Here is an 18,659-nt window from a genome sequence, read left to right as displayed (position 1 = left end):
AGAATGGAGTAAGAAAAAATTTCAAAAAAAAACCGCAGTGTGAAAACTGCGGTTTTTACTCAATGTCATGCTGAAATGATTGCTCTACGAGAGAGCGCTCATCAACTCTTCCCGGCGAGACTGAGGTACGACGCTCCAATGTGTACCGTTGATAGCGCCTTCAAGCGCCCACAACAATTCAAGGCTTACCGTAGAGGCATGCGTATCTTGGATTGCTTTATAAGCGTTTAGGGCACCTTCTTCTTCTAGTTGCTCGACAGAGTCAATGCCTGCTTTCTTCAACATACGTTCAGTTGCAAGGCGTAGATTAGGAAGGTCTTTCAATCGGTTAGGTTTGGTGCTCGCTTGCTGTTTTTTCTCTTGCTTAGCAGTCTCTAAAGATTGCTTTGCAACTTCAATCAAGCGATCGGTCGAATCCCATAGATCATCAGAAATAGCATAGTATTTCGTAACAACTGGGAAACCACGTTTCTTGTAGACGTACGGTTTTAGTCCTTGAGTCTCGAAGTCAGATGAAGTTTGTTGGTCAGCTCGTATATGAAGTTGATTGTTCACAACTAGTGCAAACATCGTTTCATCGGCGAAGAGCCCAAAGCCGCCAAACATTGAGCGCGACTTGATATTACCAAGTGCCTCAAACAGCTTCATTGAGTCTTTGAGTATCGGTTTATCCATGATGTGTTATCTCGGTGTAATTAATATTACGCCACCAAAAATCAGGTCCGAGAGATTAGCAAATGCATGCAGACACAATGTCATTAAAGGGTAAACTCACTTAATGCATATTTGCCATCGGTAACCCCGCTACCTTCCATCTAATAAGATGGTTCAGGCCGGAGGCTTTGCGTCCCACCCTTTCGAATGGTTTGCCCTGTGCGTGACTCTTTGAGAATACTTCGTATATTGAATTAACATCACGTTTCAAATATAAAAGTGTGATCTTGGTTCAGTTAATAGCGTTAAATTGATGTGTTTTGTTTCATATTGTTGAGCATCTACTTGTCATACAAAAGCTTGATGTAGGAAATGGACTACACCTTAATTAAAACAGCAACTTATCGAAGTTTAAGGTTGTATTCTTGAGGTGAAATATTAGGGGAAAGTTATTTTTAGATATTAAAAAAGCGCCCATAAGAGCGCTTTATAAAATGAGTTCGCAGATGAGGTTAGTTTAGTTTCTTAACCGTGTTGCGAACAACGATCTCTGGTTGCATCTCGAACACTCGTTTTTCGTGTTCCTTGTCTTTGATGCGCTCCAAAAGGATCTCAAATGCGTTTTTACCCACACGACGTTTTGGTTGGTGGATAGTCGTTAGCGGTGGAGAAAAGTATTCTGCAAGCTCAATGTTGTCGTAACCGATCACGGATACATCATCCGGTACTTTGATACCGTTTTGCTGCAAGCGGCTCATTAAGCCTAGCGCCATTGTGTCGTTAAAGCAGAAGACAGCAGTTGGGCGTTTTTCCATTGCAGTGATGTTATCTGCCGCCAGTACAGCAGTATCACACTCAAAGTTACCTTCAAGAACCCAATCTTCGTTAACTGTTAGGTTTGCTTCCGCCATCGCTCGGCGGTAACCAGCGATACGCTCTTGGCACGCCGCTTTTTCAAAATGACCGCTCAAACATGCGATGTCAGTGTGACCGTTATCGATCAGGTATTTCGTCGCGATGTAGCCGCCTTCTTCCGAGTTATCGATGATCTTATCTGCCTGTGAGCTCTCAGGGCCCCAGTCCATCACAACTTTTGGAATGTCAGAATGGCGGTCTAGCATCTCTTTTAGCTCTTCCGTCAAGTCAGAACACATTACTAGGATGCCATCTACGCGTTTCTCAGCTAGCATGCGGATGTAGTCACGTTGCTTCTCGTAGATACCGCCCGTGTTACAAAGAATTAGAGTGTAACCTTGACGGTAACAGTAACTCTCAACACCATCGATGACTTCAGAGAAGAATAGGTTGGTTGATTGAGTAACTAACATACCGATAGTACGAGTAGAGTTGCACTTCAAGCTACGAGCAACGGCGCTTGGCGCGTAATTTAGTTCATCAACCGCTTTCATTACTTTTTCTTGGGTTGCTTCTGCAACAAAGCGAGTTTTGTTAATTACGTGCGAAACCGTTGTGGTAGAAACGCCGGCTAAGCGAGCAACGTCTTTAATAGTGGCCATAAATGATGTCCTGTATCGAGCTACTGAATACCGTGAGTGAAGACAACCATACGCTTAGGGTCTTGCACAAACCGAGCAACTGCAAGAAAGGGCATTGCTGAGATATTTGGCAGTGGTTGTTCCGAATCGGTATAAAAAGATTTGTAGCAACATTTGTTGCTGAGACTCATATTCCCTTCTTTTATAAGTGAGGAATTAGTCAGCAATCATGTTAAGAAAACACAAAAACCGCTATATTTCAGCGGTTTACATATAAATCATATTTAATCGTTTGCGCTCACATTTTAGACTGATGTGGGCAGGCTGGCAATATTTTCAGCGGTTGTTTTGTGCCCTTGAGGTCACATTTTCACGGCTAAATTGGTTGGGTTTCTTTAAGCCAGATTAAAACTAAACGAATAAAATAGGGAGCCTAAATAGCAGGCTCCCTAAAATAGGCGGTAATTATTCACCAAGAAGGTAGGTGCTGTCCAGTTTACAAAATGCAATTAATAGTTGCGCAACGCTAACATAGAAGCCAAATTCGTCGAACTGCTTACATTTAGCGGCAAACTGAGGTAGCCAAGTCAAAAGATGCTGTTGGATGAAATCGTTCTGCTTTTCGAACGCTTCTTCCATGTGCTTTTCTTGCTCTAGTTCGTTAGAGCGAATAATCATATTACCCAAGAAATCCAACTCTACCGCTAGGTGGTCAGCTGGCTCTTTCAGGTTTTCATCAACTTGCACGCCAAACTCTGCCATCAGTTTTTCCATCTCTTCTGCTGGTTTGTCGTTTAGCAGACCAGATTGACCGATGTACATAGAGGCGTAAGGCAGCGCACCGTGCTTTTCTGTCTTAAGGAAAAGCTCACAAAAGTCTGCAGCCAACTCAAGTTGCGCGTCTTCACGATCCTGTAGGCGGTTAAGTGCATCAACAAGGGTATCCACAGCTGGTTTTAATGACTCATTTTCACCAAGGCCAGCCAAAAAGCTTCGAATTTCAACACTGTGGTAGCTTTCTAGTTCTTTCTCTGTCAGTTCTTTTGCGAACAGGCTAGAAAACCACCAATAGATTTCTGCGCGTTTCTCGTTAAAAGCTTTCACTTCTTGCATTTTTTTGCTCCTAAATGGTTATCCCCTAAGTGTAAACAATTAAGATGAATAGCAGTAACTATAATTGTTATCCATTATGGGAAAATATGCGCGTTTATGAATGGCTGTAAATAAGCTTGCTTTGAATCAATAAAAACGCAAAATCTTGCTTTTTAATGTATCTATGACTAGAAATGTTACTAGTTATGAATAGAATACGTCTTGGAAAATAAAAAAGACAGAAAGTGGTGTAAATGAGCTATCACGTATTAGTCGTAGAAGATGATGTAGTAACTCGTAGTAAGCTTGCGGGCTATTTCCAAAATGAAGGCTACAAAGTTAGTGAAGCAGAGAGCGGAGCAGAAATGCGCGAAGTGCTTCAAAGTGGCGATGTAGACTTGATCATGTTGGATATTAACTTGCCTGGCGAAGATGGCCTTATGCTTACGCGTGAATTACGCAGCCAATCAGATATCGGCATCATATTAGTGACAGGACGCACGGATAGCATTGACAAAATCGTTGGCCTAGAAATGGGCGCAGACGATTATGTGACAAAGCCTTTTGAACTAAGGGAATTATTGGTTCGCGTTAAGAACTTGCTGTGGCGCATTTCGGCGGCACGTAGCGGTTCGCAAAAGACAGCGAACGACACTAATGAAGAACACATTGTGCGCTTCGGTGAGTGGACGTTTGATATTCAACGTCGTGCTTTGAGCCGTAACGGTGAGCCAGTGAAACTAACCAAAGCGGAATATGAGCTATTGGTGGCACTGTCTTCGTACCCAAATCAGGTATTAAGCCGCGAGCGTATTTTGAATATGATCAGCCACCGAGTGGATGCGCCAAACGATCGTACTATCGATGTACTGATTCGACGCATGCGCGCTAAGATGGAGTTTGATCCAAAGAACCCACAAATCTTTGTGACCGTTCACGGTGAAGGCTACATGTTTGCAGGTGACTAAATCATCGCAATAAAGAAAAAGGAGAGCATTGGCTCTCCTTTTTTGTGTCTGTGATTTCAGTTAAGGCAATCTAACGATAAGCTTTATCAGCGACAACGTTCTTGCTCGGCAGCAATTAAGGTTGTGCGACTTCAGGCTCTTCTATTTCAACCATTGGCGTTTGTCCTACGTTGTCACGCAGTTTCTGCCATAACCCGCCAAGGTACTCATGCCAGTACAATTCCGTTTGCTCTAAGTAACGAGCTTTCGGTGCGTACTTTTGCCATGGCTGTTCGATGTCATCAATCGCCATAAAGTTCGTTGGTGCGGGGATGGGTTTAATACCCGCTGCGTTGAACTCATACAAAGCACGTTTCATGTGGCTCGCCGAAGTCACGAGCACGATATCTTTTTGCTTAACAAACGCGGCTGCTTGGCGAGCTTCTTCCCACGTATCTTTAGCGTCTTCCAATAAAATAATATCGGATTTAGCAACGCCAAGAGAAAGCGCGACGTTTGCCATCATACGAGCATGGCTAATTTCAGAACCACCTGCATAACCAGACAGGATTAACTTCGCACCTGGGTACATGCGCAAAATACGAATGCCCTCGGTGAGTCGCATCAGTGCTGTGCGACTTAATTGAGAGGTCGGTGGGATCTCATCGTCCACCACATGGCCATTACCAAGAACCATGACATAGTCGACGGTACCAGAAACGGGTAAAAACGCTTTGTACTCGCGCTCTAGCGGCATCAGTAGCTTAGTTGAAACAGGTTGGAAGGCAACGAGAAAAATGCCGACAAAAGAGAATAGAACAACAAAGCAGCCAGTTTTACGTTTGGTGGTAAAACTAATGAGAGCAAGACCTAACAAGCCTATGATTAGCAATGCCGGAAGAGGCATCAACAAGGCTGACATAACTTTTTTCAGCTCAAACATACATAAATAGTCCGAAAAAACATCAATTGATAATAAAAATGAGGATAACCCTCTTTATTCCTGCTTTCCTTGTGACAGAATAGCGGCACAATCCGTTATGATAACTCAGCAGAAGTGACAGAAGACCGCAATTTCGACGATATCGCCCACAAATTTGCAAAAAATATTTACGGCTCCGATAAAGGGGAGATCCGCCAAATCATTGTGTGGGAAGATTTTCTACAGATTCTAAGTGAATTAGACGCCGACCATCAAGCCCTGCAAGTCCTTGATGCGGGTGGTGGGTTAGCACAATTGTCGCAAAAGCTTGCTAAGCTCGGACATCATGTCGCTTTATGTGATCTATCTTCGGAAATGCTGCAACTAGCAAAGCAGGATATTGAAAAAAACGGTTTGCTTGAGCAGTATCGCCTGATTCATTCACCTGTCCAATCCATTGGTGACCATATGGAAACGCAGGTGGACCTTGTCATGTTTCATGCCGTCATGGAGTGGTTGGTCGACCCGAAAACCGCACTCGAGACCGTTTTGGAACAGGTCAAGCCGGGGGGCATTGCTTCGGTTATGTTCTATAACCACCACGGCTTAGTCTATAAAAATGTGGTTTGTGGCAACATTCCTCATATTTTAGACGGCATGCCTCACCGGAAAAGATTTAAACTACAGCCACAGAAAGGCCTAAAACCCGAAGAGGTCTATCAATGGATAGAAGATTCAGGTTTTAGTATTTGTGGCAAATCTGGTATTCGTTCCTTCAGTGATTACATAGGCAATATGCAATACATGGGCGATTACGAGTTTGAAGATGTGTTGGCGCTAGAAAAACAACTTTGTCGACAAGAGCCATACCTCTCATTAGGCCGCTACATACACGTGTGGGCTAAGAAGAACGATAAACAGGAATAACGATGAGTGAGATGACTCTCAATGCTGCAGAGCAACCAATCGATGAGTTGGTTGGCTGGGTTAAGCAGCACGATTTCTCGTTGAACCTGACCACTGAGCGATTGGCATTTTTGATTGCCATCGCTGTACTAAGTAATGAAAGGTTCGATGAAGAATTGGGTGAAGGTGAATTGCACGACGCATTTGCCATCGTCACTCGACTTTTTGATGAGACCGGCGAAGCTTCGGCTTTCCGTGCGAACAATGCCATCAACGAGATGGTTAAGCAGCGTCTTATGAGCCGCTTTGTCAGTGAGATTACTGACGGAGCGAGCATTTACCGCTTGTCGCCATTAGCGATAGGAATTACCGACTACTACGTGCGTCATCGCGAGTTCTCAAAACTGCGTCTTTCTATCCAGCTATCGATGGTAGCGGATGAAATGGCAAAAGCGATTGAAGCGGCACAAAAGGGTGGCACTCCGGGTCACTGGAAGAAAAACGTTTACGGGATTTTGAAATATTCTGTAGGCGAGATCTTCGATCAAATCGACCTTAACCAACGTGTGATGGATGAGCAGCAACAGTCTGTAAAACAACAGATTGCTGATCTGCTTAACAAAGACTGGCGTGAAGCGATCAACAACTGTGAAGCGCTACTGTCAGAAACGTCGAGCACGTTGCGTGAACTTCAAGATACGCTGCAAGCTGCCAGTGATGAACTGCAAACTCAGATCCTAGATATTCAAGAAATTGTTTACGGTGATCCTGAGCTTGAGTTCATCGAAGAAGCCTTATTTGGTCTGCAAATGAAGCTGGACCGAATCACAAGCTGGGGCCAGCAAGCGATCGACCTTTGGATTGGTTACGACCGACACGTACACAAGTTTATCCGTACTGCCATTGATATGGATAAGAACCGTGCGTTTAGCTCGCGTCTGCGTCAATCCGTCAAAGATTACTTCGATGCGCCTTGGTATCTGACTTATGCAGATGCGGAAAGGCTTTCTGACCTTCGTGATGAAGCCCTAGTACTGCGTGATGACGAGGTAACGGGTCAAGTTCCGATGGAAGTAGAATACGAAGAGTTTCAACAAGTCAATGATGAGTTGGCTGAGCGAATTGGTGACATGCTGAAAGCGCATAAAGATCAAGGCACACCAATCGACTTGAGCGTGGTACTGCGAGATTACCTTGCACAACACCCATACACTCATCACTTTGATTTAGCTCGCATTGTCGTTGATCAGGCGGTACGTCTGGGTTACTCAGAATCCGACTACCAAGCTGTTCAGCCAGACTGGAAAGCAATCAACGAATTTGGGGCAAAGGTACAAGCGAATGTCATCGACCGATACTAATGAATACATGTCAGAAAATCTGGCAAAAGCAATTTCTAACCCTCTGTTCCCAGCGCTAGACAGTATGCTTCGAGCAGGGCGTCATATCTCAAGTGAAGATCTAGACAACCACGCGTTGCTGTCGGATTTCGAACTTGAGCTTTCTTCTTTCTACCAACGCTACAACACCGAATTGGTGAAAGCGCCAGAAGGTTTCTTCTACCTTCGTCCACGTTCAACATCTCTGATTGGTCGTAGTGTCCTTTCTGAACTGGACATGCTGGTGGGTAAGGTACTGTGTTTCCTTTACCTAAGCCCAGAGCGTCTTGCGCATGAAGGCATCTTCACTAACCAAGAGCTGTACGACGAACTGCTTGCTCTAGCAGATGAAAACAAGCTGATGAAGCTAGTGACGAACCGTGCTACCGGTTCTGACCTTGATAAAGAAAAGCTGTTTGAAAAAGTACGTACGTCACTTCGTCGTCTGCGTCGCCTAGGCATGATCATCAACATCGGTGAAACCGGTAAATTCAGCATCAGTGAAGCAGTATTCCGCTTTGGTGCCGATGTACGTATTGGCGATGATATGCGTGAAGCGCAACTGCGTCTGATCCGTGATGGTGAAGCGGTAGTGCACACCAAAGAGCCAAGCCAAGGCAGCCTATTGTCTGAAGAAGATCAAGACGACCAAGCCCAAGAAGAAACAACAGAAGAGGGTGAAGCATGAGCATGATTGAACGCGGTAAATACCAATCGCTGACCATGGTCAACTGGAACGGCTTCTTTGCCCGTACGTTTGACATCGATGGTCTGGTCACCACGCTATCAGGTGGTAACGGTGCAGGTAAATCAACCACAATGGCGGCGTTCATTACCGCATTGATTCCTGACCAAACGCTACTGCACTTCCGTAACACGACAGAAGCGGGCAGCAGCCAATCGTCTCGCGACAAAGGTCTGTACGGTAAGCTACAGCCGGGCGCGTGTTATGCGGCGCTAGACGTGGTGAACTCACGTAACCAACGCCTATTGTTCGCCGTAAAACTGCAGCAAGTTGCGGGTCGTGACAAGAAAGTAGACATCAAACCGTTTGTTATCCAAGGTCTTCCAAGCCATGTGAAACCAACGGATATCTTGATTGAAAGCGTATCAGCGACTCAAGCTCGTGTACGTCAAATCAACGAAGTAAAAGAATCGATCGCAGAGTTTGAAGGTGTTCAATTCAAAGCCTTCTCTTCTATCGTGGATTACCACGCGCAAATGTTTGAATTCGGTGTGATTCCGAAGAAACTGCGTAACTCCGGTGACCGCTCTAAATTCTACCGCTTGATCGAAGCATCGCTTTACGGTGGTATCTCAAGTGCGATTACACGCTCGCTACGTGATTACCTTCTGCCACAAAACGGCGGCGTGAAAAAAGCGTTCCAAGATATGGAATCGGCGCTGCGTGAAAACCGCATGACGCTAGAAGCGATCAAAACCACGCAAGCAGACCGTGACTTGTTCAAACACTTGATCACAGAGTCGACTAACTACGTGGCGGCGGACTACATGCGTCACGCGAACGATCGTCGTAACAAGCTGGATAAAACGCTGTCATTGCGTTCAGAGCTGTTCGGTTCTCGCGAAACTCTCGTTGAGCAAAACAACCTGCTTAACCGTGTTCAAGAAGAGCTGGAACTGCTGATCGAGTCGGAATCTGCGCTAGAGCAAGATTACCAAGCGGCTTCGGATCACTTGCAGTTGGTGCAAAACGCGCTGCGTCAGCAAGAGAAGATCGAACGCTACCAAGAAGATCTTGAAGAGCTAAGTGAGCGTCTTGAAGAACAGATGATGGTCGTGGAAGAAGCGCAAGAACGCGTGATGATGGTTGAAGAGCAAGCGACCGTTGCGGAAGAAGAGGTGGACAGCCTCAAGACGCAACTGGCTGACTACCAACAAGCACTCGACGTTCAGCAAACTCGCGCACTTCAATACCAACAAGCGGTTCAAGCGCTGGAAAAAGCGAAACAGCTACTTGGCGATGACAGCCTAACGGCAGAATCGGCACAAGCGCTTGTCTCTGAGCTTAAGAGCAAAGAATCAGAAAGCACCAACGCGTTGCTATCGGTTAAGCATAAACTGGACATGTCTTCTGCAGCAGCAGAGCAGTTCGAAACGGCGCTTAAACTGGTACAAAGCATCGTTGGTCAAGTTGAGCGTAAAGACGCGTCTGAACATGCGAAAACCGCAATAGCGAAAGCGCGTGAATCTCAGCAGGTTGCGCAAAACGAACAGCAATGGCGTGCACAGCACCGTGACCTTGAGCGTAGCCTTAACCAGCAACGTCAAGCGCGTGAGCTAGTCAACGAATACCAAAAGCAGTTCCATGTTGAACTGACTGACGAAATCACGTTTGAACAAGAACGTGAGCGTCACGCGATGCAAATTGACTCGCTTGAAATGACGCAGGAAGACGTGCGTGAGCAACGCAGCGAACAGCGTCGTCTAGAGCAAGGTGCAGCAGCGGAAATCAACAAGCTAGAAGCCATTGCTCCAACGTGGATTGCGGCGAACGATGCGCTAGAAAAACTGCGTGAGCAAAGTGGCGCTGAGCTAGAAGATAGCCAGTCAGTCATGAGCCAAATGCAAGTGGTGCTTGAGCAAGAGAAGACCCTTTCTTTGGCGAAAGACAAACTAGCAGAGCGTCGCAGCCAACTTGACTCTGAGATTGAGCGTCTTGCTTCTCCTGGTGGTTCAAACGACCCTCGTCTGAAAGGTTTGGCTGATACTCTAGGTGGCGTATTGCTGTCTGAGATCTACGATGACATCACGATTGATGACGCGCCTTACTTCAGTGCGATGTACGGCCCGGCTCGTCACGCTATCGTTGTTTCTGACCTGTCTGGTATCGAAGAGAAACTAGTAGAGCTAGACGACTGTCCAGAAGACTTGTACATCATTGAAGGTGACATCGATGCCTTTGATGACAGTTCATTCGATGCAGAAGAGTTAGAAGGCGCGGTATGCGTTCGTATGAACGATCGCCAAATGCGTTACTCTCGCTTGCCTGAAATCCCACTGTTTGGTCGTGCGGCACGTGAGCAGCGTTTAGAGCTACTACGTAACGAACGTGAAGAAGTGGTTGAGAAGCACGCGAAAGCGGCATTCGATTCGCAAAAAATGCAGCGTCTGTACCAAGCGTTCAACCAGTTTGTGGCAAGCCACATTCAAGTAGCATTCGAAGCTGACCCAGAGCAAGCGCTGACAACCATTCGCGACAAGCGTAACCAAATCGCTCGTGTACTGGCTGATCTGGATGCGAAAGAGCAGCAGCAACGTTCTCAGCTTCAAACCAGCAAGCAAGCGTTGTCTTCTCTAGACAAGCTAGCACCAAACATGGCGTTGATTGAAGATGAATCGCTGCAAGCGCGCTTTGACGAGTTGGAAGAGAAAATCGCCCAGCTTTCAGAAGCAAAAGCTTTCCTAAATAACCATGCGAAAGCAGTGGCGGAACTGGAAAAAGTCGCAGTTGCCCTAGATGCTGACCCAGAGCAATTCGACGCGCTAGAAGCAGAATACAAAGCGGCAGACGAACAGCTACAAAATCTTAAGAAGCAAATCTTTGCACTCTCAGATCTCGTTGAGCGTCGCCACTACTTCGCTTACTCAGATTCAGTAGACCTACTGAACAAGAGCAGCGAACTGAGCGAGCAGCTAAAAGCAAAACTGGTTCAAGCTGAACAAATGCGTACACGCTCTCGTGAAGAGCTGAAACAGTCGCAAGGCCAAATGAACCAATACAACCAAGTATTGGCATCATTGAAGAGCTCACACCAAGCGAAACTGGAAACGGTTCAAGAGTTCAAACAAGAACTTCAAGAGTTTGGCGTGAACGCGGACGAAGGTGCTGAAGAACGTGCAATGCGTCGTCGTGATGAATTGCATGAGCGTCTACACACGTCTCGCAGCCGTAAGAGCGAATACGAGCGTACAATCACCTCTACTGAACTAGAGATGAAAGGCTTGGCGAAACGTCTGAAGAAAGTTCAGAAAGAATACGTTGAGCTACGTACGTTCGTGGTTGCAGCGAAAGCTGGCTGGTGTTCAGTACTTCGTCTGGCGCGCGAGAACGATGTTGAACGTCGTCTACACAAGCGTGAACTGGCTTACATGTCGGCGGACGAACTGCGTTCAATGTCGGATAAATCATTGGGTGCGCTGCGTCTAGCGGTTGCGAACAATGACGACCTGCGTGATGCGCTGCGTCTATCAGAAGACAACGCACGTCCAGAGCGCAAAGTTCTGTTCTACATCGCGGTTTACCAACATCTTCGTGAGCGCATTCGTCAGGATATCATCCGTACTGATGATCCAGTTGAAGCAATCGAAGAGATGGAAGTGGAGCTAGCGCGTCTAACGGAAGAGCTAACGCAACGTGAAAACCGCCTAGCGATCAGCTCTGAGTCGGTAGCGAGCATTATCAAGAAGACGATTCAGCGTGAGCAAAACCGTATTCGTATGCTGAACCAAGGTTTGTCGAACATCTCGTTTGGTCAGGTGAAGGGCGTACGTCTAAACGTGAAAATCCGCGAAAGTCACGAAGTGCTACTGAACGGTCTAGCGACACAACAAGAGCAGCATAAAGATCTGTTTGAATCGACTCGCTTTACCTTCTCTGAAGCAATGGCGAAGCTGTTCCAACGCGTGAACCCACACATCGATATGGGTCAACGTTCTCCTCAGGTACTGGGTGAAGAGCTACTGGATTACCGTAACTACCTAGAGCTAAGTGTAGAAGTGAACCGTGGTACAGATGGTTGGCTACAAGCAGAGTCTGGCGCACTATCAACAGGTGAAGCGATCGGTACCGGTCAGTCAATCCTACTGATGGTAGTGCAAAGCTGGGAAGAAGAGTCTCGTCGTCTACGCAGCAAAGACATTGTGCCTTGTCGTCTGCTCTTCTTGGATGAAGCTGCGCGTCTGGATGCGAAATCGATCGCGACATTGTTCGAATTATGTGACCGTTTGGATATGCAGCTGCTTATCGCGGCACCAGAAAACATCAGCCCAGAGAAAGGTACGACCTACAAACTGGTGCGTAAGGTTTTTAAAAACCACGAGCACGTACATGTAGTGGGTCTACGTGGTTTTGGTCAAACGGATAAGCCTAAGACTGAAGCGCAAGAGATGATTGAAGAGTTTGAATCGTAAACTCCGAATCTAATAAAACGCCCGCAATGAATGCGGGCGTTTTTGTATCTGTTGCATCAAAGCTTAAGTTGTAAGATTGGCTTCTTGACGATATTGCTTTGGTGAGTTGCCGCTCCATTTACGGAAAGCATGACGGAAGTTAGCACTGTCTGAGAAACCAATGCGTTCCGAGATCTCTTCGACGCTCATTTGTGTTGATGCAAGGTAATGACGAGCCAAGTGGAAGCGAACATGATCAAGGATTTGCTGATAGCTGGTTTCTTCCGATTTAAGATGACGTCTCAATGTTCTTGAAGACATACCTAGCTCAGCAGATAGGGCTTCTATTGAAGGGTAGCTGCCTGGTCTTTCGACGAACATCTGGGTGATCTTTTCTTTCAAACTAGCATTGCCACTCACTTTTGCTAGCATTTCATCGCATGACTTTAAGCACATCTGCAATGTCATGGTATTGGCTGCGGGCAACGGTTCAAACAAGCTGGTGGCATCGAACTGCCATTCTAATTGATTACTGTTGAACTCAATTTTGCAGTGAAACACTTGTTCATACAGCTCGCTGTACTCAGGTTCTGGATAAGGGAAACGGATAACAGTTGAAGGGAAGGGCTTCTGCATGACTTCTTCACAAAGATTCTGAATGGCCGCAAACCAGTATTCACAACAAAACGGTAAGAGCGATTGTAGGTCTATCAGTTGCTCTGCGCGAAAGTAACCAGAATTATCTTCCACCCACATCTTCTTCTTTAGTACAGGGCCAGCAAGTCTTAGGTACTTAAAACCCATCATGAGGGCATCGAGTAGGGTATTGCTACTGAACACCGCATAACCTAGCACCCCAAAGTCACTGAACCTTGCTTGTTGTCCCACTTTTAACCCAAGTCCGGGCTCGTCTGATTGAGCCAAAGCATTGCTAAATACCGCCAGTTTTTGCGCGAGGGTAATGTGGGTATCGGGAGCATAAAGCTGAGGCGCATTGATGCCACTGCCCGAGAGTAGGGCCTCAATACTCACACTAGGCTCTAGATAGCGATTGAGTAACTGCAAATCCAAAACACCACAAGCTTGGGTATCTGGCTCATAAACAGCGGTGTATTCCATGCGTTTCCCCTCTACATTCGGATCAATCCTAGCGGGTATTGGGATGTTATTCCGTCATGCTTGTCGCAAAGCTGTCCGAATATCACCGTTTATTGTCTTTTTGTAACCTGTGCGACATGTTATCAAAATGTTGTAATTGAATAAATTGCACAGTTGGAGAGAAACATGAATGTACTGGCAAAGCAAGATAAGGAAGTGCTACGCGATCAAGGAATGATAGCGACTAATGACCCAACAGTAAGTGAACTCGAAAAGTGGTTTGATGAATTGAAATCGGCATATCAAGCTGAGCCTTTATCAAGTTACGCGGTGAGAAAGCATCGTTTATTAGCCTTAAAAAAGCAGCTTTCCCGATATCAAGATGTACTAGCAGAGGCCATGAGCCAAGACTTTGGGGGGCGAAGCCATACCGAATCTATCATGGCAGATGTATTGGCTCCGATTCTCGATATTAACCATGTAGTCAAACACCTAAAAGGTTGGATGAAACCAAGCCGTAGACCTACTGAATGGTTGTTCAAAGGCAATAAGCTGGAAGTGCGTTATCAACCTAAAGGGGTGGTAGGCATCATTTGTCCTTGGAACTTCCCTTTGTATCTTTCTATTGGCCCTATGATCACCGCGCTAGCTGCGGGCAACCGCTGCATGATCAAGATGCCCCCAAATTGCCCAGAAACCACCCGTCAACTGCGCCGTATGCTCGGAGAAATTTACCCAGAGAACTTAGTGCGTATTGTCGAAGGCAATCATCCTGAAGCGATGGAAATCTCTCATCTACCTTTTGATCATTTGGTGTTCACCGGATCGCCGGCAAGCGGAAAGATCATCATGGCAAATGCGGCTGCGAACCTTACGCCTGTGACCCTTGAGTTAGGGGGGAAATCACCTGTGGTAGTATTTGACGATTACGATGTCACCAAAGCCGCAGAACGTATTGCTCATGGTAAGGGCTTTAACTCTGGCCAAATCTGTATCGCGCCCGATTACGCCTTTGTACCAGAAGGTAAGCAAGAGGCTTTTGTCGAGGCGTTAAAGCTTGCTCATCAAACTATGTATGGCGAAATCAAAGCCAATCAGGATTACACCGCACTGGTGGATGAGGCACAGCACAAACGCTTCCATGACTTACTCAATGATGCACGCGAGAAAGGGGCGACCATTACCCAATGTCTTGATTATGGCGAAGGGCGAAAAACACCGTTGTACATCGCTACCAACCTGACACCCGAAATGCGTATCTGCCAAGAAGAGATCTTTGGGCCTCTTTTGCCAGTGCATACCTATCGTTCAATCGACGAAGTGATTCAGTACATCGTCCAAAGACCTCGACCATTGGCTTGCTACCTGTTTAGCAACAACTCAGAACAACGTGAAACCTTGCTTACTCAAACCCACAGCGGTGGGGTCACCATTAACGACTGGGGATGGCATGTGCTCAATCATTCGGTGCCTTTTGGCGGTGTAGGTAACTCCGGTATTGGTAACTACCACGGCGAAGAAGGTTTCCGTGAACTCAGCCATGCACGCACGGTACTTAAAATGCGCGATTGGTTCCCAATTCAGTTGTTTGCACCGCCATACGGAAACGTGGTGCAAAAACTGGTGTTACGTGTGTTCGCGGGCAAACCCGACCCAGATTTAAACAAGCTCTCGTAACTCTCAATTCTTACCTCTCTACATAAAGAATCTTCGGCAGTCGACACTCGCTGACTGCTTTTCGAAACAAAGGAGATCATGGATGCACAACCTTGCTGTCAATCTGGAGCGCAGTGCTGCGCTCTTTCCCTCTAAAGCTGCGCTCAGGATGGGCGATGATGAAATCAGTTACGCACTACTCGACAAATTCGCAGGTAACATCGCTGCCAACTTGAAGCGACTGGGACTTGAAGCCGGAGATAAAGTCGCGCTGTCTTGTCCAAACATCACTTATTTCCCCATGGTGTATTACGGCATTTTAAAAGCTGGTTGCGTGGTTGTGCCTTTGAATGTGTTGTTTAAAGGGCGAGAGATCGCTTATCACCTCAATGATTCTGATGCTAAAGCGTATTTCTGTTTTGAAGGAGGCGAAGAACTGCCAATGGGAAGCTATGGCAGACAAGGTTTTTCTCAGGCCGAGCAGTGCGAATATTTTATCTCGCTCTCTGCTCAATGTGAGGAAGGGGAGCATGCAATAGACGCTTGGCTTGCCGAAGAACTCGAGTCTTTTGAATCGGTGACAAGACAAGGCGACGACACCGCGGTGATTCTTTATACCTCAGGTACCACAGGCCAGCCGAAAGGTGCTGAACTATCTCACACGAATATGCTGACCAATGCCATGTCCTCTCAATATCTGATGCGCTTGGAATACAGTGACACGACCATGGCAACCTTGCCGTTGTTCCACAGTTTTGGTCAAACCGTCATGATGAATGCCAGCGTGTTGACAGGCTCTACCATGGTGTTGATCCCACGCTTTGAACCGAAGTTCGTCATTGAACAAATCATCCAACATAAAGTCAGCGTATTTGCTGGTGTGCCAACCATGTATATCGCACTGCTTAGAGCGGGCGAACAATCTCCAGAGCATTCTGAACTGGTGAAACATAGCCTTCGGTTAGGTGTTTCTGGTGGTGCCTCTATGCCGGTAGAAGTGATTCGCCAGTTTGAGCACCGCTTTGAGCTGCCAGTACTGGAAGGTTATGGATTGTCAGAAACTGCACCAGTGGCCACGTTTAATCATATTGATGGTGACCGACTGCCTGGTAGTGTCGGGCAACCATTGTGTGGCTACGTGATTAAGATTGCCGATGTAAAAGGTCACGCCCGACCAATCGGGGAGCTAGGTGAAGTTTGTATAAAAAGCCCAAGTGTAATGAAAGGCTATTACGGACGACCAGAAGCAACCCACGATGCGTTACGTGATGGTTGGTTCTTAACTGGTGATATTGGACGTGTGGATGAGCACGGTAATTTGTTTATCGTCGATCGTGTCAAAGACATGATTATCCGCGGTGGCTACAACGTGTATCCGCGTGAGATTGAAGAAGTCTTGATGTGCCACCCCGATGTAGAGATGGTGGCTGTTGTTGGTGAGCATGATGACCGCCTAGGTGAAGAAGTTCATGCCCATGTCGTGCTTCACCAAGATGCGCATTGTAGCCCCGACACTTTAATTACTTGGTGCCGTGAACAACTTGCTGACTATAAATACCCACGCCGTGTTTTCATTCGTAAAGCACTGCCTATGACCGCCACAGGCAAGATTTTAAAGCGAGAGCTTCACCCTTTAGATGTCGCGGAGGTAGATGATGGACAGTTATGATTTTATTGTTGTGGGCGGTGGTTCAGCCGGATGTGTTTTAGCGTCTCGACTCACTGAGGATCCTAATGTCACCGTATGCTTGTTGGAAGCGGGCGGGCCGGATTCAAGCCCATTTATTCATACGCCAGTTGGTGTGGTAGCGATGATGCCAACCAAAATAAACAACTGGGGTTTTGAAACGGTTCCTCAATCGGGCTTGAATGGTCGCAAGGGTTATCAACCAAGGGGCAAGACGTTAGGTGGCTCGAGTTCTATCAATGCGATGATGTATGCCAGAGGACACCGATACGACTACGATCTTTGGGCAAGCCTTGGCAATGAAGGGTGGGGCTATCAAGATTGCCTGCCTTACTTCAAGAAAGCCGAAAATAACGAAGTCCATCATGATGAATTTCATGGGCAAGGTGGGCCACTTAATGTCGCTAACCTACGTTCACCGAGTGGCGTTGTAGAGCGCTTCTTAGATGCGTGTGAATCGATCGGTGTACCTCGTAATCCAGATATAAATGGTGCAGATCAGCTGGGCGCCATGCAAACGCAAGTCACGCAAATCAATGGTGAGCGATGCAGTGCCGCCAAAGCTTATCTGACTCCTAATTTACACCGGCCGAATCTGACCGTTATCACTAAGGCGACTACGCACAAAGTGTTGTTTGAAGGCAAACGAGCGGTTGGCGTGGAATATGGCTTGAAAGGGCATAGCTTTCAGATCAAGTGCAACAAAGAGGTGATTCTCTCTGCGGGAGCATTCGGCTCGCCACAAATCCTGATGCTATCTGGTGTTGGAGCCAAACAAGACTTACAAGCGCACGGGATAGAGCAAGTTCATGAACTGCCGGGCGTTGGCGAAAACCTGCAAGACCACATTGACCTAGTGCATACCTATCGATGCACAGCGAAGCGCGATACCTTCGGTGTTTCGCTGCAAATGGCAACAGAGATGACCAAAGCTTTGCCACAATGGATGAAAGCACGCAGTGGAAAAATGAGCAGTAACTTTGCCGAGGGCATTGGATTTCTTTGCTCCGATGACGAGGTAAAAGTGCCGGATTTGGAATTCGTCTTCGTTGTTGCGGTTGTCGATGACCATGCGCGCAAAATGCACATGAGCCATGGTTTTAGCTCTCACGTCACTTTACTAAGACCAAAGAGCATTGGCACCGTTAAACTCAATAGTACCAACCCTTATGATGAACCGCGTATCGACCCTGCATTTTTCAGCCACCCACAAGACATGGAGATCATGATCAAAGGCTGGAAGAGGCAGCACCAGATGCTAGAGAGTGACGCGTTCGCGGATATTCGCGGCGAGAATTTCTATCCAGTTGATGCTTCCGATGACAAAGCGATTGAACAGGACATTCGTAATCGCGCTGACACGCAATATCATCCAATCGGCACTTGTAAAATGGGGACTAAGAGCGACCCTCTGGCGGTGGTTGATAACGAGCTTAAGGTTTATGGTTTGGATGCATTGAGAGTTGTCGATGCCTCTATCATGCCGACGCTGGTGGGCGGGAATACCAATGCGCCAACCATCATGATTGCAGAGAAAGTGGCGGATACCATCAAAGCAAATTATCGTCTAGATGAGAGCATTGAAGAGCCAGCTAACGCTTTGATATAAACACCCCCCTTCAAAAATGAAATAAGCCGAGCTGTAGGGCAACAGTCTCGGCTTTTTTAGCAGGCGCTTAAATGTGAAAA

13 protein-coding genes and 1 riboswitch are annotated in these 18,659 nt (G+C 46.7%); of the genes, 8 read left to right on the top strand and 5 right to left on the bottom strand.

Annotation, left to right across the window (positions count from 1 at the left end):
• Nucleotides 1–84: 84 nt before the first annotated feature.
• The 3 genes from ACLIIY_RS09800 to torD form a co-directional block, all read right to left on the bottom strand.
• Complete coding sequence (locus tag ACLIIY_RS09800) at nt 85–675, bottom strand: TfoX/Sxy family DNA transformation protein (protein WP_005441664.1); 591 nt, start codon at nt 673–675, stop codon at nt 85–87.
• 116 nt (nt 676–791) lie between these two features.
• Nucleotides 792–881, bottom strand: a riboswitch (cyclic di-GMP riboswitch).
• Between the two features lie 285 nt (nt 882–1,166).
• The gene (gene purR, locus ACLIIY_RS09795) at nt 1,167–2,171 is read right to left on the bottom strand and encodes an HTH-type transcriptional repressor PurR (RefSeq protein ID WP_005441667.1); all 1,005 of its coding nucleotides are present in this window, start codon (nt 2,169–2,171) and stop codon (nt 1,167–1,169) included.
• 444 nt (nt 2,172–2,615) lie between these two features.
• Nucleotides 2,616–3,263, bottom strand: coding sequence for a molecular chaperone TorD (torD, locus tag ACLIIY_RS09790; protein ID WP_009707097.1), 648 nt, complete (start codon nt 3,261–3,263; stop codon nt 2,616–2,618).
• Nucleotides 3,264–3,496: 233 nt separating this feature from the next.
• On the opposite strand from torD, the gene torR reads away from it, so the two are divergent.
• Nucleotides 3,497–4,210 carry a two-component system response regulator TorR gene (torR, locus tag ACLIIY_RS09785; RefSeq protein WP_009707096.1) on the top strand — a complete coding sequence of 238 codons (714 nt, stop codon included), beginning with the start codon at nt 3,497–3,499 and terminating at the stop codon, nt 4,208–4,210.
• Nucleotides 4,211–4,325: 115 nt separating this feature from the next.
• On the opposite strand, the gene elyC is transcribed toward torR, so the two are convergent.
• Nucleotides 4,326–5,132, bottom strand: coding sequence for an envelope biogenesis factor ElyC (gene elyC / locus ACLIIY_RS09780; RefSeq protein WP_038896317.1), 807 nt, complete (start codon nt 5,130–5,132; stop codon nt 4,326–4,328).
• 114 nt (nt 5,133–5,246) lie between these two features.
• On the opposite strand from elyC, the gene cmoM reads away from it, so the two are divergent.
• Genes cmoM through mukB form a run of 4 tightly spaced genes read left to right on the top strand, consistent with a single transcriptional unit; the run spans nt 5,247 to nt 12,550 of the window.
• On the top strand, nt 5,247–6,038 hold the full coding sequence (gene cmoM, locus ACLIIY_RS09775; RefSeq protein ID WP_005441671.1) for a tRNA uridine 5-oxyacetic acid(34) methyltransferase CmoM: 792 nt from the start codon (nt 5,247–5,249) through the stop codon (nt 6,036–6,038).
• 2 nt (nt 6,039–6,040) lie between these two features.
• Nucleotides 6,041–7,378 carry a chromosome partition protein MukF gene (mukF, locus tag ACLIIY_RS09770; protein WP_009707095.1) on the top strand — a complete coding sequence of 446 codons (1,338 nt, stop codon included), beginning with the start codon at nt 6,041–6,043 and terminating at the stop codon, nt 7,376–7,378.
• Nucleotides 7,359–8,084: a chromosome partition protein MukE gene (mukE, locus tag ACLIIY_RS09765; protein ID WP_005378379.1), complete on the top strand. Its 726-nt coding sequence runs from the start codon at nt 7,359–7,361 to the stop codon at nt 8,082–8,084. The genes mukF and mukE overlap by 20 nt, the downstream gene beginning before the upstream one ends.
• A 2-nt stretch (nt 8,085–8,086) precedes the next feature.
• Nucleotides 8,087–12,550 carry a chromosome partition protein MukB gene (mukB, locus tag ACLIIY_RS09760; RefSeq protein WP_434528546.1) on the top strand — a complete coding sequence of 1,488 codons (4,464 nt, stop codon included), beginning with the start codon at nt 8,087–8,089 and terminating at the stop codon, nt 12,548–12,550.
• 63 nt (nt 12,551–12,613) lie between these two features.
• Here mukB and ACLIIY_RS09755 read toward each other — a convergent pair whose 3' ends face one another.
• A complete protein-coding gene (locus ACLIIY_RS09755; protein WP_434527532.1) occupies nt 12,614–13,648 on the bottom strand; it encodes an AraC family transcriptional regulator in 1,035 nt (344 codons plus the stop codon).
• A gap of 165 nt (nt 13,649–13,813) precedes the next feature.
• On the opposite strand from ACLIIY_RS09755, the gene ACLIIY_RS09750 reads away from it, so the two are divergent.
• From ACLIIY_RS09750 to ACLIIY_RS09740, 3 genes are all read left to right on the top strand, one after another.
• On the top strand, nt 13,814–15,304 hold the full coding sequence (locus ACLIIY_RS09750) for a coniferyl aldehyde dehydrogenase (RefSeq protein ID WP_122067880.1): 1,491 nt from the start codon (nt 13,814–13,816) through the stop codon (nt 15,302–15,304).
• A gap of 82 nt (nt 15,305–15,386) precedes the next feature.
• Complete coding sequence (locus ACLIIY_RS09745) at nt 15,387–16,952, top strand: long-chain-fatty-acid--CoA ligase (protein WP_408697381.1); 1,566 nt, start codon at nt 15,387–15,389, stop codon at nt 16,950–16,952.
• The gene (locus tag ACLIIY_RS09740; protein ID WP_408698155.1) at nt 16,939–18,579 is read left to right on the top strand and encodes a GMC family oxidoreductase; all 1,641 of its coding nucleotides are present in this window, start codon (nt 16,939–16,941) and stop codon (nt 18,577–18,579) included. The genes ACLIIY_RS09745 and ACLIIY_RS09740 overlap by 14 nt, the downstream gene beginning before the upstream one ends.
• Nucleotides 18,580–18,659 lie beyond the last annotated feature (80 nt).

Source organism: Vibrio sp. K4 (assembly GCF_051122595.1).
GTDB classification, from domain to species: domain Bacteria; phylum Pseudomonadota; class Gammaproteobacteria; order Enterobacterales; family Vibrionaceae; genus Vibrio; species Vibrio owensii.
Note: the sequence above shows the minus strand (reverse complement) of the source record. Positions and strands in the feature narration are given on the sequence as shown.

What these genes read in the sequence shown, in the direction of transcription:
- ACLIIY_RS09745 (WP_408697381.1), top strand. Translation starts at nt 15,387, where the DNA reads ATGCACAACCTTGCTGTCAATCTGGAGCGCAGTGCTGCGCTCTTTCCC.
- purR (WP_005441667.1), bottom strand. Translation starts at nt 2,171, where the DNA reads ATGGCCACTATTAAAGACGTTGCTCGCTTAGCCGGCGTTTCTACCACA.
- elyC (WP_038896317.1), bottom strand. Translation starts at nt 5,132, where the DNA reads ATGTTTGAGCTGAAAAAAGTTATGTCAGCCTTGTTGATGCCTCTTCCG.
- ACLIIY_RS09755 (WP_434527532.1), bottom strand. Translation starts at nt 13,648, where the DNA reads ATGGAATACACCGCTGTTTATGAGCCAGATACCCAAGCTTGTGGTGTT.
- ACLIIY_RS09740 (WP_408698155.1), top strand. Translation starts at nt 16,939, where the DNA reads ATGGACAGTTATGATTTTATTGTTGTGGGCGGTGGTTCAGCCGGATGT.
- ACLIIY_RS09750 (WP_122067880.1), top strand. Translation starts at nt 13,814, where the DNA reads ATGAATGTACTGGCAAAGCAAGATAAGGAAGTGCTACGCGATCAAGGA.
- mukB (WP_434528546.1), top strand. Translation starts at nt 8,087, where the DNA reads ATGATTGAACGCGGTAAATACCAATCGCTGACCATGGTCAACTGGAAC.
- mukF (WP_009707095.1), top strand. Translation starts at nt 6,041, where the DNA reads ATGAGTGAGATGACTCTCAATGCTGCAGAGCAACCAATCGATGAGTTG.
- torD (WP_009707097.1), bottom strand. Translation starts at nt 3,263, where the DNA reads ATGCAAGAAGTGAAAGCTTTTAACGAGAAACGCGCAGAAATCTATTGG.
- torR (WP_009707096.1), top strand. Translation starts at nt 3,497, where the DNA reads ATGAGCTATCACGTATTAGTCGTAGAAGATGATGTAGTAACTCGTAGT.
- mukE (WP_005378379.1), top strand. Translation starts at nt 7,359, where the DNA reads ATGTCATCGACCGATACTAATGAATACATGTCAGAAAATCTGGCAAAA.
- ACLIIY_RS09800 (WP_005441664.1), bottom strand. Translation starts at nt 675, where the DNA reads ATGGATAAACCGATACTCAAAGACTCAATGAAGCTGTTTGAGGCACTT.